Consider the following 14,374-nt stretch of genomic DNA (forward strand, 5'->3'; position numbering starts at 1 on the left):
ATAGCTTGTCCTAACTGGTAGGCACGTTCTTCATGTAATTTACCATTTTACCACGTTATCACAAAAATGCCAGCATTGTGTTCGTATGTTACCAAAATTATACTAAGTAAAATTTAATATAAATAACTGATTTTTATATAATTATTTAAAATATCTTGGGCGAACCATGAATCTAAAATGCCATTAGGAAGGTAAATAAATCAGCTGGCTGTATCGGGATTCTTCATAATAATTAAAATCTTATCTTTAATCAATTTCGCCGTGAGCAGAATCGCAAGAACAATCAGTGGCGTTTGTCTGTGATGAATGCAATAAAAAGGGTTAAACTTTTACAATTGATTTTGATAATAGTTATTATTTGATATATAATCTTAACAAATCGTCACACCCTTGACGCAATCTAGCCATGTATCATGACAGGGCGTCATAAAACCAGCACTCAACAAAAGGACGAATCCATGAAGAACTCTATGAAGTTGGCTGGTTTGGCGACAGCGATGACCGCAGCATTAGTGATGACAGGCTGCAATAATGTAAAAGCAGCAGACATCACAGCCGTCAAGCCTGTTACTGTCGTTCACAGCGGCATTGACAGCACGCATTCAAAGTATGCCAACGAGCGCGAGATGCAGATTGACGATGCCATCTATCCGATCCGCGAGACATCAGCGTGCCTGCTTGTGAATGCGAAGGGTGATGCACCTGAATTGGTGGCGGATATTTTTGATGGTAAGGCAGATAAGGTAGTTGCTGGTTATAAGATTATGGTTATGAATCGCACTACATCCATCGCCGCCGAAGCGCGCACTCTACAAGATGGCAGAATCATCGATAACAACATGGTGCATCGCGGCAGCAAGGCTTTGATTGGCATTCCTGTCGTGAACGGCAAAGCGGCGCTAGATGCTGCTGTATTGTTGGATCTGGACATTATTTATGATGATTTTATGCACCATTGACAGAAGGGACAGTCTTTAAAGATCACGGTCAGAAGCTTACCAAGCCAGACGTGGCAGTTAATGATAAAAAAGTCACCATCCGCTCTCTGACGCTACCAAACTTCGCATCAGGAGAGAATGCTGGTGACGGTATTGACTTTGTGGCGACAGCGACCATCGACGCCAAAAAAGTCACAACAGGTGCGAACAGCGCGTTCCAGATTTTCTACACCGCAACACCTAAAGCGCGCGGATTTTAATTAAGCATAAACAAACCCCTGTATCATGCAGGGGTTTGTTTATGATATGAGAGAGTAGGGCGTTAAAAACTATCCTCAGGCACAAACACTTGCCCCACCATCAGTCGTCTTGCACTGCGACTCATAGACACTTTACGAGCAACCCATTTACCACCCACGCATTCGGATTGTCCACCCACCGTGAGCGTGCCTGACGGGTGTCCAAAACAGACTTCTGTCAATGCCTTGCCACCTGCCACCTCATTAACAATCGTCCCCACAATCGTCCCTGCCGTACCGATTGCCACGCTTGCCGTTCCCATCATAGCGTGATGCAGCTGTCCCATACTCATCGCACGCACCAACAGGTTTATGTCATCGGCTTTAACCGTTTTGCCACTTGATGCGACATAGTCGGTGGGCGGTGCAACCCAAGCGATTTTGGGTGTGTGCTGACGGCTTTGGGCTTGTTCCACATCATCAATCAAGCCCATTTTGACTGCTCCGAGAGCACGGATTTTTTCTAATTTGTCTAGGATTTCGCTGTTTGAATTGATGTCCGCTTGCATTTCTGTGCCTGTAAAGCCCAAATCGCTTGCGTGCAAAAATATCGTGGGAATGCCTGCGTTAATCATCGTAACTTCAAACTCGCCCACATCAGGCACGGACAAAGTGTCCTTTAAATTGCCTGTGGGGAGCATCTCTCCGCCCTCGTCCACAGGGTCTATAAATTCAATTTTAATTTCACTGGCTGGAAAAGTTACCCCATCAAGCTCAAAATCGCCTGTTTCTACTACTTGACCATTCTCAATAGGTACATAGGCGATGATGGTTTTGCCGATATTTTGCTGATAAATCTTGACCGTACAAATGCCGTTATCGGGGATTTTATCTGCCTGCACCAAGCCATTGGTAATGGCAAATGCCCCCACCGCCGCTGTCAGATTGCCACAGTTGCCCGACCAGTCGATCATCGCCTTATCAATCGCCACCTGCCCAAACAGATAATTGACATCGTGCGTGCCGTCCGTTGCTGGCGAGATGATGACGACTTTGGAAGTGCTTGATGAGCCATTGCCCAGTCCGTCAATCTGCTTGCCGTAGGGGTCTGGACTGCCGACCACACGGAGCAAAAAATTGTCTCGTGCTTGCCCTGCCACTTGGCAAGATGCGGGCAAATCGGAGAGTTTAAAAAATGTGCCTTTTGATGTGCCACCACGCATATAAGTGGCTGGGATTGGGGTTTGCATTTTGATTATTCCTTTAATTGCAATAAACTTCCTGAAAAGTGCGTATTTCCAACCAATGAATTTTATTATTAATATAAGCAAATAAATGAGTAGCTAGTTTTGAGTTTAGTCTTTCTTCTTCATTATGAAAAGTATCATTTTGAGAATCAGACATTCTTGCTCTATCTATTTCATCAGAATTGGGTAGATAATAAACAATCAAAAAATGTTTAGAGTAATTTTCATTTGGAATATCACAAATAAATTCACTATACTTCCTAGAATATAATTTCCTTAAAATAAAGTCTGTGTTAACTATTTTATCTGCCATTTCGTCTGATATGAGGGATACACTATCTAATTTTTTAATAATACTCTTTTTCTCAGAGCGAATAATATCTAAACTCTTTATTTTATCAATAGAGTCATCTCTTGTATTTTTCTGGGCTAATAAATCGGAAAATTCCACGCATAAAAATAGAGTTTTTTCATTTGGAATATAGAAATAATCACAAGTTTTAACTTTTTGGTTGCTTTCAGGATTTCGGATGTTGCAATGGGTTCTAATACCGTCAAATTTTCCCTTGCAATCATCAACACGACAAGCACCAACACCCAAAACTATGGAACAATCTTTAATCTCGTGTTCCATAGGTTCTAGAAAGTCATTCCAAGATTTTAATTTACTCATTACGGCAACCTTTGTTTTAATAAATCAACATAAGGTTTACCTAAGTCCGCCTTAGCCTCTCTAATATCTTGCATAATACCTTTTGACTCAAAGGTTGTACCATTTTTTGCCAAGCGGTTTAGGGCAAATAACTTTTCAATAGAATCTTGGTCTTCATAGTTTTCCACAATATTTTGTAGGCGTAAAACCATATCAAGGCTATGGCTTGCCACCATAACATTTACGCCAGCTAAACTCAAATCCACCAAAATTTCAAGCATTAAATGTTGCCATTCAGTATGTAAGTTTAACTCTGGTTCATCAATGAATAAAAAACTGCCTTTTGTTAAAATATTCTTTTTTAATAAAAGTGCAACAATACCCAAATTGGAAATACCTGATGATACTAGGTTAAATGGAATTTCCATATCTGGATACTCAGAATCATAAAATACAATGTTATTCCTGCTATCTATAGATAATTGACCATTAATTCCATTATCTATTTTTTGAATAATACTAATGATTTTATCAGGAATTTTTTCAGTAATGTAATCATTTGAAAGCATTTTGTCTGTATCATAAAAATACTTCGGCACTTGATTTAAAACATTCCTTCTGCTGAATCCTAAATTTTGAAATCTTGACTCTTGTAAGGTATTTCTCAATTTTAAATATATTGGAGATTCCAAATAAACAACATTATGAAATGCTTGTAAATCTGATATTATTGAATGCTCTAATTCCCACATCAAATCATCATTTCTAATAGAAATTACGCTTTCGTCAATAGAAATATTGCTTTCATTGGAAAGAAACTTTAATTTGGATAGAGAATTAACTTGAAAATTACCTAAAAAAGACAGCCTTAGTTCTCTATCCAATTCATCAGCATAAAATCTGTCCCAAGATTCAGTGGATAGATTTAACTGAGAAAGATTATAGTCTAATTCATCAAGGTATTCTTGAACAGACTGGAATTTAGTGCCTTTACCTGTCTGTAAAGAGCTTTTTAATTCATTAACTTTTTGAATTAATTCTTGTATTTGTGGCTGAAAACTGCGTAGAATATCCCTTTCTTGAAAGATGCTTACAGATTCAAATTTTTCTCCTATATATCTCTTTAAGGCAAAAAAATCTTGCTCCAAGTCAACCAATAACTCAGCATCTTTTTGGGTGATTCTTATTAAATTATGACCAATTTTATCAATAGTCTTTATGATAAAATCAATGTTTTGTACAAGAAATTTAGCCATTAAATCTTGATTTAAGGTATAAAAAACGCTGTACAAAGCCCTCGTGATAAAACTTTTACCACTAGAGTTGTGTCCAGTAATCATTGTAAAGGGACGCATACGAATGTGAGCGTCTTTAACTTTACCGAAATTTTGAAAATGGATTTCTTTACTTATCATACGGAACTTGGTCTCTTATGGCATAAAAAGCCTTTATTCACTTCAATGATTTAAAGGCTTTTTAAAGTTATAGATATTTTAGCATTCCATATTATCAAAATATTGTAAAAAATCAAGTTTTTTATGCAAATTTTGATGATTTTATGCTAAAAACTTACTCGCAAACTCCCTAAGCACACCCCCCGCCTTATAAGTTCTCACATCGCTATCACTATCAAGGCGACATAAGACAGGCACTTTTTCAATATCGCCATTTTTGCGTTCAATGATTAAATCTAAAGTACAGCGAGCCGAGATTTCTCCTTGTACCGCATAAATTTCTGTACCATCTAATTTAAGGGTATGGCGATTTTGACCGTTTATAAATTGCAGTGGTAACACGCCCATTCCCACCAAATTGGTGCGGTGAATGCGTTCAAAGCCTTCTGCGACAATCACTTCCACGCCAGCCAAACGCACGCCCTTTGCCGCCCAGTCCCGACTTGACCCTTGTCCATAATCCGCCCCTGCAATGATGATGAGAGGCTGTGAGCGGTTCATATAGGTCTCAATCGCCTCCCACATTCTCATCACCGTGCCATCTGGTTCAACTCGTGCCAGTGAGCCTTGTTTGACCGTGCCGTCAGCGTTTTTGACCATTTCATTAAAGAGTTTTGGATTTGCCAAAGTTGCTCTTTGTGCGGTCAAATGGTCGCCTCGGTGTGTGGCATAAGAGTTAAAATCTTCCTCTGGCACGCCCATTTTGGCAAGGTACTCGCCTGCGGCTGAATTTTTGACAATGGCATTAGAGGGCGATAAATGGTCGGTGGTAATATTATCAGGCAAAATGGCAAGCGGTCGTAAGTTTTTAAGTTCACATTCTTTTGCCAATGCTCCCTCCCAATAGGGTGGACGGCGGATATAGGTGGACTTTTCACGCCAATCATATAAAGGATTGCTTGCCTTGTCAGATTTATCCAAATCAAACATTGGAATGTAGATTTCTTTAAATTGCTCTGGTTTTACGCACTTGGCGACAATCTTGTCAATTTCATCATCTGATGGATAAATGTCTTTTAGGTAAATCGGCTTGTCGTTATAGAAGCCCAAGACATCATTTTCAATGTCAAAGCGAATCGTCCCAGCAATCGCATACGCCACAACCAGTGGCGGACTTGCCAAAAATGCCTGTTTTGCTTGTGGGTGAATGCGTCCATCAAAATTACGATTACCAGACAGCACCGCCGTGGCGTATAGGTCTCGCTCCACGATTTCTTGTTCAATTTCTGGTCGCAAAGCCCCACTCATTCCATTACAAGTCGTGCAAGCATAGGCAACAATGCCAAAGCCTAATTTTTCAAGTTCGGGCAGTAGCCCTGCTTCTTCTAGGTAGAGCTTGGCAACTTTTGAGCCGGGGGCAAAAGACGATTTGACCCACGGCTTACGAGTTAGACCAAGTTCATTGGCTTTTTTTGCCAAAAGTCCTGCTGCAACGGTATTTTTTGGGTTTGAGGTATTGGTACAACTGGTGATGGCAGCAATAATCACTGCACCATCAGGCATTAGTCGGTCTGTGTGATTTTCTACTACCCCTGCAATGCCTCTCTCTTTTAGTTCGCTGGTGGCAACTTTGGCGTGCGGATTGGAAGGTCCTGCGATGGTGCGAGTAACCTGTGATAAATCAAACTCTAACACTCGTGGATACTGGGCGTTTACCATTTTATCCGCCCACAGCCCAACGGTTTTGGCGTAAGTTTCCACCAATTTTACTTGCTCGTTTTCTCGCCCTGTTAGGATCAGATAATCTAAGGTATTTTGGTCAATATAAAACATCGCCGCCGTTGCCCCATATTCAGGGGTCATATTAGAAATGGTGGCGCGGTCGCCCACACTAAGCGAATTTGCCCCTTCGCCAAAAAATTCCAAGAATGCACCAACGACTTTTTGCTCTCGCAAAAACTTGGTCAAAGACAATACAATATCAGTTGCCGTAATCCCCGCCCCGCGTTTACCTGTTAAATGCACACCGATGATGTCAGGGGTACGCATCATTGAGGGTTGTCCTAGCATGACGCATTCGGCTTCAAGTCCGCCTACGCCCACAGAAATCACGCCCAAAGCATCGGTATGTGGCGTATGGCTGTCTGTTCCCACACAAGTATCAGGGAAAGCGACGCTGTCTTTTGCTTGCACCACAGGCGACATTTTTTCAAGGTTGATTTGGTGCATAATGCCGTTGCCCGCAGGGATAACATCGACATTAAGAAAGGCGGTTTTTGTCCAGTTGATAAAGTCAAAACGGTCGTCATTACGGCGGTCTTCAATGGTACGATTCTTGGCAAAGGCGTCAGGGTCATCGCCTCCGTGTTCCACCGCCAAAGAATGGTCCACGATGAGCTGAGTTTGTACCACAGGATTGACCTTTGATGGGTCGCCCCCTGCTTTGGCAATCGCATCACGAAGCCCCGCCAAATCCACAAGGGCGGTCTGTCCCAAAATGTCGTGGCACACCACCCGTGCAGGATACCAAGGAAAATCAAGTTCTTGTTTGTTGTCGGTAAGCTGTGCTAAATACTCGGAGAGTTTTGGGTCATCATTGCAATTTCGCACCAGCTGTTCGGCAAGTACTTTGGCGGTGTAGGGCAAGCGTTCATAAGCATTGGGGCGAATGTCGTTAATTGCCTGTTCTATATCAAAGTAGTCTAATGCAGTATCGGCTAAGGGTTTGCGGTAGTTTTTCATTGCTAAGTTCCCTTTTCTTTGGCTGTGAAAAATTTTGGGGGTTGTGGGTTAAAATGGGGCGTAGGTTGGGTTGAGCCTGCGAAACCCAACAAATTAAATATCGTATTAAAGTTGGGTTACGCTATTGCCAACTCAACCTACAGCTATTTGCCATAATTGCAAACAAAATTAAAGCGTGTATTGATGGCGGGTTCTTTGCCAATGTCTTGCCATACTGCTTTTTTGGTTTGATTTTGGTAAATGACTAAATTATTTTTATCGTAGAAGTTTACTTGCAAAACGGCAATTTTTTTAGTTTTGCAATTTACTTTAATGGTTAAAATTTGAGAATGGTATTGCTGATGTTCATCAAATTGTTGTGGGCTATTGTAATCCCTTTTTAAATTATAAATTACTTGATTTAGATTGCTCTTTTTAATATTGTCTGTATCAATATAAATTGCTTTTTCATCTGGATATTCTGCTGGTAATTGCATCCAATTTTGAGAAAAGGCAAAATTAGGGAATAAGAATAAAATTAAGACAATTTTTTTGTGAAAATTCATAAAAATACCTCATTAAAAAACTTAAAAACAAAGGCACATTTTCCCAATTAAAAATATGCCCCTGTTTTATTTAATTACCGCTCATTCATCGGTACAAACGCCAAATTCTCAGGGCCTGTATAATTGGCACTTGGGCGAATGATTTTACCATCTGCTCGCTGTTCTAAGATATGAGCCGCCCAGCCTGCGGTGCGAGCCAGCACAAACAGTGGGGTAAACATTGCTGTTGGTACGCCCATTTTTTGATAAGACACGGCAGAGAACCAGTCTAGGTTAGGGAACATTTTTTTCTCGTCCCACATTAAGGTTTCAAGACGCTCAGCAATGTCAAACAAACGCATATCGCCCGTCTCTGCCGATAGGTCTTTGGCGACTTGTTTAATCACCACATTACGGGGGTCAGAGATGGTATAGACAGGGTGTCCAAAGCCGATGATAATCTCTTTTTTGGCGATACGCTCACGAATATCCGCTTCGGCATCATCAGCATTGCGATAGCGTTTTTGGATGTCATAAGCTACTTCGTTAGCACCGCCGTGCTTAGGACCTTTTAATGCTCCGATAGAGCCTGTGATGCACGAATAGATGTCCGAGCCCGTACCAGCAATGACACGGCTGGTAAAGGTGGACGCATTAAACTCATGCTCGGCATACAGGATTAGGCTGATGTGCATGGCTTTGACGTGGCTGTCTGATGGACGCTTGCCGTGCAGTAGGTGCAAGAAATGCCCACCGATGGAGTCTTCTTCGCTCTCCACACTGATACGCTTACCGTTATGGCTGTATTGATACCAATATAGGAGCATGGAGCCAAGAGAAGCAATGAGTTTATCGGCGATGTCTTTGGCTTCTGATGCAGGCTGACTTTCACGCTCAGGGTGGACGCAGCCCAACATGGATACGCCTGTACGCATCACATCCATCGGGTGTGTGTGAGCAGGCAAGCTTTCTAAGACTTCAATGACACGAATGGGCAGACCACGAAGCGATTTGAGTTTTTGTTTGTAGGCGATAAGCTCAAATTTGTTGGGCAGATGACCATGAATAAGTAGGTGGGCGACTTCTTCAAATTCGCAATGCTTGGCAAGGTCAAGAATGTTATAGCCCCGATAGCTCAAATCATTGCCCGACCGACCGACCGTACATAGGGCGGTGTTGCCTGCTGGCACGCCTGATAGAGCGACTGATTTTTTGGGTTTAAAGGTGGGGGTTTGAGGTAGGGTATTGTCTGTCATGATAAACTCCTTGTTCGACAGGTTGGCTAGAATTTTTGATAATTTAAAAATTCGGGCGATGAATATTTTGTTAATATCACCTTGGGTTGGCGAATTGATCGCGCGCCTAGGCTGAATTTATATGAAAGCCTGCTCGTACTGCCCTATACTCCAGGGTGCGGGCAGGCTTTCGGTGATGGATTATTTTTGAAATAATGCGTCTAATTTTTGTTCAAAATCATGATACCCCAAGAACTCATAAAGCTCAGCGCGGGTTTGCATGGTATCGACGACATTCGCCTGTGTACCGTCAGCCATGATGGATTGATAGACATTCAACGCAGCTTTACTGGCAGCGCGGAATGATGAGAGTGGGTAGAGTACGAGCGATACGCCATGATCGGCAAGCTCTTCTTGGGTATAAAGTGGCGTTGCGCCAAATTCGGTGATGTTCGCCAGCACAGGCACGCCAACCGCTTGGCTAAATTCCTTATACATGCCCAAGTCCGTAATCGCTTCAGGGAAGATCATGTCCGCGCCAGCTTCCACGCAAGCGACCGCTAGTTCAATGGCGGATTCTAGACCTTCGACAGCCAAGGCATCGGTGCGAGCCATGATGACAAAATTCTCATCAACACGTGCATCGACAGCGGCCTTGATTCTGTCGACCATCTCGTCCTTGCTGACGATGGCTTTATTTGGGCGATGTCCGCAGCGCTTTTGGGCGACCTGATCTTCAATATGCACGGCTGCTACACCAGCGCGTTCAAAGTTACGAATGGTGCGAGCGATGTTAAATGTACCGCCCCAACCAACATCAATATCGACAAGTAGGGGAGTATCAACGTTATCCGTGATGCGTCTTGCGTCTATCAGCACATCTTCCATGGTGGTAATACCAAGATCGGGGATGCCATTAGCGCAGGCAGCAACACCGCCACCAGACAGATAAATTGCCTTAAAACCGCTTGCAGTCGCAAGGCGAGCAAAATAAGCATTAACACAGCCGACAACGGCTAGGGGATTGGATTCTTTGACGGCTTGGCGAAAACGCAAGCCTGCAGATGGGTGACTCATGGCGATTGTCCTTAAAACAGTAAAACAAAAGTAAACTGGCTGTGAGTTAAAAAATTGAATCTGGATTTAGTATAGCGATAATTTTACGCACTGTCTTTACTTATTTTAATTAAATTATCTACATTAATTTATTATAAATATTATCATTATTAAATTATTGCATAATAAAAGCCATTTTTTACATAATAATCGCTTACTTTTATTGAGATTTTGCATGAATTAAGCGCATGATGCACGCGTTTAATGGGATTTTTGACATAATTTGTTACAATTTATCAATACTGTCAGCAGGCGTGTATTCTATTTGTCGATCATGATACACGGCATAAGTCGCTTGCAGAAGGGCTTTTAAGTTCGGGTTAGTGGTGTCGGTTAGGGTATTTAGGTAGATGGGCGAGGTGATATTATCAGGGGATAAGGACAGGTATTGAATCTGTTCGGTGCGCACGGTGGTCAAGCTTTTTGGTACTAAAGTGACGCCTTCGCCAGCTGATACCAAGCCAAGCGCGATTTGAATGTCACGCGCTTTGTTAATGTGTAGCGGGGTTAGATTGCGTTCATAGAACAGATGAAGCAGGGGGTCGCTGTGTTCGCCCGAGCCAAGTATCATCGGCTTACGGTGGTATAAAATTAGTGTCTCATCAATGAGTTCTCTTAAAGAGATGCTACTACTATTGGCAAACCTATGCTGAATGGGTAGGGCGACCGCCCAAGGCTCATGTCGCAGAAATATCTGCTTAACAAAGTCATCTTGCAATAAGAATCGCCCAAAGCCGACATCTATCTCGCCTGATTTTAGGGCGTTAATCTGATCGTTAGAACTGACCTCGATGAGCTTAATATCAAGGCTTGACAGGGTGGATTTTAATTTGCTGATGATCTCTGGCAGCAGCCCGTAGAGTATCGACGCCACAAAGCCGATGGTTAAGGTATTGCTTGATTTACCGAAGTTTTGAGTGAGGGCAATCAGCTCATTTAATTCGCCCACGCTCTTTTGGGCGTGCAGATAGAAGAATTCCCCAGCGGGAGTCAATATCATCGGGCGACGATAGCGGTCGATCAGCACCTGATCAAGCAGCTGCTCTAGTTGTGCGATGTGCCGCGATAGGGTGGGCTGAGATAGCCCTAAATCCTTGGCGGATTGGCTCATGCTGCCCGTATTGGCAACATGAATAAAAGCGTTTAGTTGCGTAAGATTCATGATGAGCATCGGCGATAAAAAGACTGATGCTAGCCTAGCATAATTTGCCCAAAAAAGGAATTTATGCCGATTTTAGGGTTTGGATTGTTAAAATGTTTCATAAAGGTTAAAAATTTTCTGAAATTTATGCCAAAAAATGCTTGAAATGACAAAAAATTGTGCTATTATGCGAAAACACTAGCTAAGTTGAATAGGAATCTGACTCACCGAAGCTTTGGCTGTCAGTGAGTTAGCTATTATTGTGGTCTGCTTTCTTAATGAAATTTAAGTGCGGTACCTTTTTAGGGTTTTGTGTTATTCAGTGGTAATAACCTTAAAAGGATTTTATTAAGGAAGTATTTTAAAATTGCTTATGCAATTTACAAGGAGGTCGCCATGTTACATGGTACAGATAAAGACGTCTCTGGCTACTGGAAAGCCAACGTTCGTATTATTATTGGTTGTTTGATCGTGTGGGCAGTTTGCTCGCTCGGTTTCGCCGTTCTTCTTCGCCCTGCATTAATGGGCATCACTTTCATGGGTACAGACCTTGGACTATTTTTTGGTCAGCAAGGCGCTATTCTTACCTTTGTCGCACTCATTTTCTTCTATGCTTGGCGCATGAATCGCCTTGATAAAGAATACGGTGTAGAGGAGGAGTAAGCCATGAGTCAATTTGCAATTAACCTAATTTTTGTTGGCGCATCGTTCCTGCTGTACTTCGGTATCGCGATTTGGGCGCGTGCAGGCTCGACCAAAGAATTCTACGTTGCAGGCGGCGGTGTTCACCCTGTCGTCAACGGCATGGCTACAGGTGCTGACTGGATGAGCGCGGCGTCATTCATCTCGATGGCGGGTATGATCGCCATGGGTGGCTATGCTGCTTCTGCTTATCTAATGGGCTGGACAGGTGGTTTCGTGCTACTGGCGTTATTGCTAGCCCCTTATCTGCGTAAGTTCGGTAAGTTCACCGTGCCTGACTTCATCGGCGATCGATTCTACTCTAAGAGTGCGCGTCTGATCGCTGTTGTGTGCTTGATTTTGGCATGTACCACTTATGTTATCGGGCAGATGACAGGGGCAGGCGTGGCTTTCTCTCGCTTTTTGGAAGTTGATAAGAATACAGGTCTGATCATCGCAGCAGTCGTGGTACTGTTCTATGCTGTACTTGGCGGCATGAAGGGCATTACCTATACTCAGGTAGCTCAGTATGTGGTATTGATGATTGCGTATATCATTCCTGCAATCTTCATCTCAATGAACATCACTGGCAACCCAATCCCGCAGTTAGGCCTGTTCGGTACTGACCTAGAAAGTGGCGCAACCATGCTATCTAAGCTTGATAGCTTGATTACTGATCTGGGGTTTGCAGCTTATACTGCTGATGTTCCTGATAAGCTAAACATGTTCTTATTAACCTTGTCGCTAATGATTGGTACTGCAGGTCTGCCTCACGTTATCATCCGCTTCTTCACGGTTAATAAGGTATCTGATGCGCGTTCATCAGCAGGTTGGACACTGGTATTCATCGCATTGCTATACACTGCAGCACCTGCAGTAGGTACGATGTCTCGCATGAACCTGGTTGAGACTGTGTATCCAAATGGCACAACTTCTGCACCGATTGATTATGAAGCACGTCCAGAATGGATGAAGAACTGGGAACAAACTGGCCTTCTAAAATTCGAAGACAAAAACGGTGATGGTAAGATCAACTACTACAATGACAAGTCAAAAGACGAAGCGTTCAACGCTGCCGCTGCTCAAAAAGGCCTACAAGGCAACGAACTGGATGTAAACAATGACATCATGGTCTTAGCTAACCCTGAGATTGCCAACCTGCCACCTTGGGTTATTGGTCTGATCGCTGCAGGTGGTATCGCGGCAGCACTATCTACCGCTGCAGGCTTGCTACTGGCCATCTCATCAGCCATCTCGCATGACTTGATCAAGAAAATCTTGAAACCTGAGATCTCTGATAAAGGTGAATTGACAGCGGCTCGTGTTTCGATGATTGTCGCGATCACCATTGCAACTTGGCTTGGCATGAACCCTCCTGGTTTCGCTGCACAGACAGTCGCCCTGGCATTCGGTATCGCAGGTTCGTCTCTGTTCCCTGCCTTGATGATGGGTATCTTCTCAAAACGCATCAACAACAAAGGCGCGGTAGCTGGTATGCTTGCAGGCTTGATCGTAACTTGTGTGTACATCTTCTTGTTCAAAGGCTGGTTCTTCATCCCAGGTACGAACATGCTTGCTGATGACGCATCAGGCTGGATCATGGGTATTAGCCCACTAGGCTTCGGTCCGATCGGTGCTCTGATCAACTTTGTGGTAGCATTTGCAGTATCTTACATGACTGCGCCACCACCACAAGAGATCCAAGATCTGGTTGAAAGCGTACGCTATCCAAAGGGCGCAGGCGCAGCAATCGATCACTAATCGTCAATCTAACAAAAATGCAGACCTAGTGTCTGCATTTTTTATTTTTAAGTAATTGATAATAAAAGAAATTTATATGAATGAAATGCGAAATTTAACTATAAAATGCGATGTCTTTATGATATAGTTAGCCTGATTTTGTTTAATGATTATCACAAAAGGATTGTTGAATGTTTTGGGAATTGATTGCGACCATTTTGGCAGGGTTTATGGCGGCAGGGATTGCGCTGTCTTTTAGGTTGCTATTTAAAAAGCTACCACGTTGGATTGTGCCTGCTGCGGCTGGACTTGGCATGCTTGGTTTTCAGATTTATAGCGAATATACTTGGTTCGATCATACCAGGAGCCGTCTGCCTGATGGTGTGAGTGTGGTGGCAACCCATGCCGATCCTGCATTTTATAAGCCATGGTCATATTTTCGCGCGCCAATCTTACACTTCGTTGCGGTCGAGCCTAGCGAGAACGCCGAAGCTGGCAACATTAAGCGTGCGAACCTGTATTTTTTTGAACGGCGAATGGCGGCACATCATGCACCGATCTTGGTAGATTGCCAAAACAAATTACAATCGGATTTTAGCCAATCACCGAATTGGGGTCAGACGCCGATGACAGAAGACATCGTTCGCGCTGTTTGCCAATAGTTATTTCTTGATAAATAAGCCGCCTTTTGGGTGGTTTTGTTTATTTCGCTGTTATCAAAAATC

The 14,374-nt window shown here is 43.0% G+C and carries 13 protein-coding genes; 5 read left to right on the forward strand and 8 right to left on the reverse strand.

Features of this window, described 5'->3' with window-relative positions; all coding sequences use genetic code 11:
* Positions 1–413: 413 nt before the first annotated feature.
* Both DYD54_RS02550 and DYD54_RS02555 read left to right on the forward strand, forming a co-directional pair.
* Positions 414–959, forward strand: a complete 546-nt coding sequence (locus DYD54_RS02550) for a hypothetical protein (RefSeq protein WP_084260573.1) — start codon at positions 414–416, stop codon at positions 957–959.
* The gene (locus DYD54_RS02555; RefSeq protein ID WP_084260574.1) at positions 956–1,198 is read left to right on the forward strand and encodes a hypothetical protein; all 243 of its coding nucleotides are present in this window, start codon (positions 956–958) and stop codon (positions 1,196–1,198) included. The genes DYD54_RS02550 and DYD54_RS02555 overlap by 4 nt, the downstream gene beginning before the upstream one ends.
* A 62-nt stretch (positions 1,199–1,260) precedes the next feature.
* Here DYD54_RS02555 and prpF read toward each other — a convergent pair whose 3' ends face one another.
* The 8 genes from prpF to DYD54_RS02595 all read right to left on the reverse strand — a co-directional run bounded on the left by prpF (position 1,261) and on the right by DYD54_RS02595 (position 11,249).
* Positions 1,261–2,427 carry a 2-methylaconitate cis-trans isomerase PrpF gene (gene prpF / locus DYD54_RS02560; RefSeq protein WP_063513620.1) on the reverse strand — a complete coding sequence of 389 codons (1,167 nt, stop codon included), beginning with the start codon at positions 2,425–2,427 and terminating at the stop codon, positions 1,261–1,263.
* A gap of 13 nt (positions 2,428–2,440) precedes the next feature.
* Positions 2,441–3,097 (reverse strand): hypothetical protein, encoded by a 657-nt coding sequence (locus DYD54_RS02565; protein ID WP_063513621.1) that lies wholly within the window; start codon positions 3,095–3,097, stop codon positions 2,441–2,443.
* A complete protein-coding gene (locus DYD54_RS02570; RefSeq protein ID WP_063513622.1) occupies positions 3,097–4,491 on the reverse strand; it encodes an AAA family ATPase in 1,395 nt (464 codons plus the stop codon). The genes DYD54_RS02565 and DYD54_RS02570 overlap by 1 nt, the downstream gene beginning before the upstream one ends.
* A 141-nt stretch (positions 4,492–4,632) precedes the next feature.
* Complete coding sequence (gene acnD, locus DYD54_RS02575; protein WP_063513623.1) at positions 4,633–7,212, reverse strand: Fe/S-dependent 2-methylisocitrate dehydratase AcnD; 2,580 nt, start codon at positions 7,210–7,212, stop codon at positions 4,633–4,635.
* A 143-nt stretch (positions 7,213–7,355) separates the two neighbouring features.
* Positions 7,356–7,757: a surface-adhesin E family protein gene (locus tag DYD54_RS02580; RefSeq protein ID WP_063513624.1), complete on the reverse strand. Its 402-nt coding sequence runs from the start codon at positions 7,755–7,757 to the stop codon at positions 7,356–7,358.
* Positions 7,758–7,831: 74 nt separating this feature from the next.
* Positions 7,832–8,992 (reverse strand): bifunctional 2-methylcitrate synthase/citrate synthase, encoded by a 1,161-nt coding sequence (gene prpC, locus DYD54_RS02585; protein ID WP_063513625.1) that lies wholly within the window; start codon positions 8,990–8,992, stop codon positions 7,832–7,834.
* Positions 8,993–9,172: 180 nt separating this feature from the next.
* Positions 9,173–10,048: a methylisocitrate lyase gene (gene prpB / locus DYD54_RS02590; protein ID WP_063513626.1), complete on the reverse strand. Its 876-nt coding sequence runs from the start codon at positions 10,046–10,048 to the stop codon at positions 9,173–9,175.
* A 265-nt stretch (positions 10,049–10,313) separates the two neighbouring features.
* Positions 10,314–11,249, reverse strand: coding sequence for a LysR family transcriptional regulator (locus DYD54_RS02595; protein WP_063514936.1), 936 nt, complete (start codon positions 11,247–11,249; stop codon positions 10,314–10,316).
* A 375-nt stretch (positions 11,250–11,624) separates the two neighbouring features.
* On the opposite strand from DYD54_RS02595, the gene DYD54_RS02600 reads away from it, so the two are divergent.
* The 3 genes from DYD54_RS02600 (at position 11,625) to DYD54_RS02610 (ending at position 14,311) form a co-directional block, all read left to right on the forward strand.
* Complete coding sequence (locus DYD54_RS02600) at positions 11,625–11,891, forward strand: DUF4212 domain-containing protein (protein ID WP_063513627.1); 267 nt, start codon at positions 11,625–11,627, stop codon at positions 11,889–11,891.
* Between the two features lie 3 nt (positions 11,892–11,894).
* The gene (locus DYD54_RS02605; RefSeq protein ID WP_063513628.1) at positions 11,895–13,670 is read left to right on the forward strand and encodes a sodium:solute symporter family protein; all 1,776 of its coding nucleotides are present in this window, start codon (positions 11,895–11,897) and stop codon (positions 13,668–13,670) included.
* Positions 13,671–13,840: 170 nt separating this feature from the next.
* Positions 13,841–14,311 (forward strand): hypothetical protein, encoded by a 471-nt coding sequence (locus DYD54_RS02610; protein ID WP_063513629.1) that lies wholly within the window; start codon positions 13,841–13,843, stop codon positions 14,309–14,311.
* The last annotated feature ends 63 nt before the right edge of the window (positions 14,312–14,374 follow it).

Origin of the sequence: Moraxella ovis (assembly GCF_900453105.1) — a bacterium.
In the GTDB taxonomy this organism is placed as follows: Bacteria; Pseudomonadota; Gammaproteobacteria; order Pseudomonadales; family Moraxellaceae; genus Moraxella; species Moraxella ovis.

Coding starts and splice junctions, on each gene's coding strand:
- prpC (WP_063513625.1), bottom strand. CDS start 8,992: ATGACAGACAATACCCTACCTCAAACCCCCACCTTTAAACCCAAAAAA.
- DYD54_RS02550 (WP_084260573.1), top strand. CDS start 414: ATGACAGGGCGTCATAAAACCAGCACTCAACAAAAGGACGAATCCATG.
- prpB (WP_063513626.1), bottom strand. CDS start 10,048: ATGAGTCACCCATCTGCAGGCTTGCGTTTTCGCCAAGCCGTCAAAGAA.
- acnD (WP_063513623.1), bottom strand. CDS start 7,212: ATGAAAAACTACCGCAAACCCTTAGCCGATACTGCATTAGACTACTTT.
- DYD54_RS02600 (WP_063513627.1), top strand. CDS start 11,625: ATGTTACATGGTACAGATAAAGACGTCTCTGGCTACTGGAAAGCCAAC.
- DYD54_RS02605 (WP_063513628.1), top strand. CDS start 11,895: ATGAGTCAATTTGCAATTAACCTAATTTTTGTTGGCGCATCGTTCCTG.
- DYD54_RS02570 (WP_063513622.1), bottom strand. CDS start 4,491: ATGATAAGTAAAGAAATCCATTTTCAAAATTTCGGTAAAGTTAAAGAC.
- DYD54_RS02595 (WP_063514936.1), bottom strand. CDS start 11,249: ATGAATCTTACGCAACTAAACGCTTTTATTCATGTTGCCAATACGGGC.
- DYD54_RS02565 (WP_063513621.1), bottom strand. CDS start 3,097: ATGAGTAAATTAAAATCTTGGAATGACTTTCTAGAACCTATGGAACAC.
- DYD54_RS02580 (WP_063513624.1), bottom strand. CDS start 7,757: ATGAATTTTCACAAAAAAATTGTCTTAATTTTATTCTTATTCCCTAAT.
- prpF (WP_063513620.1), bottom strand. CDS start 2,427: ATGCAAACCCCAATCCCAGCCACTTATATGCGTGGTGGCACATCAAAA.
- DYD54_RS02610 (WP_063513629.1), top strand. CDS start 13,841: ATGTTTTGGGAATTGATTGCGACCATTTTGGCAGGGTTTATGGCGGCA.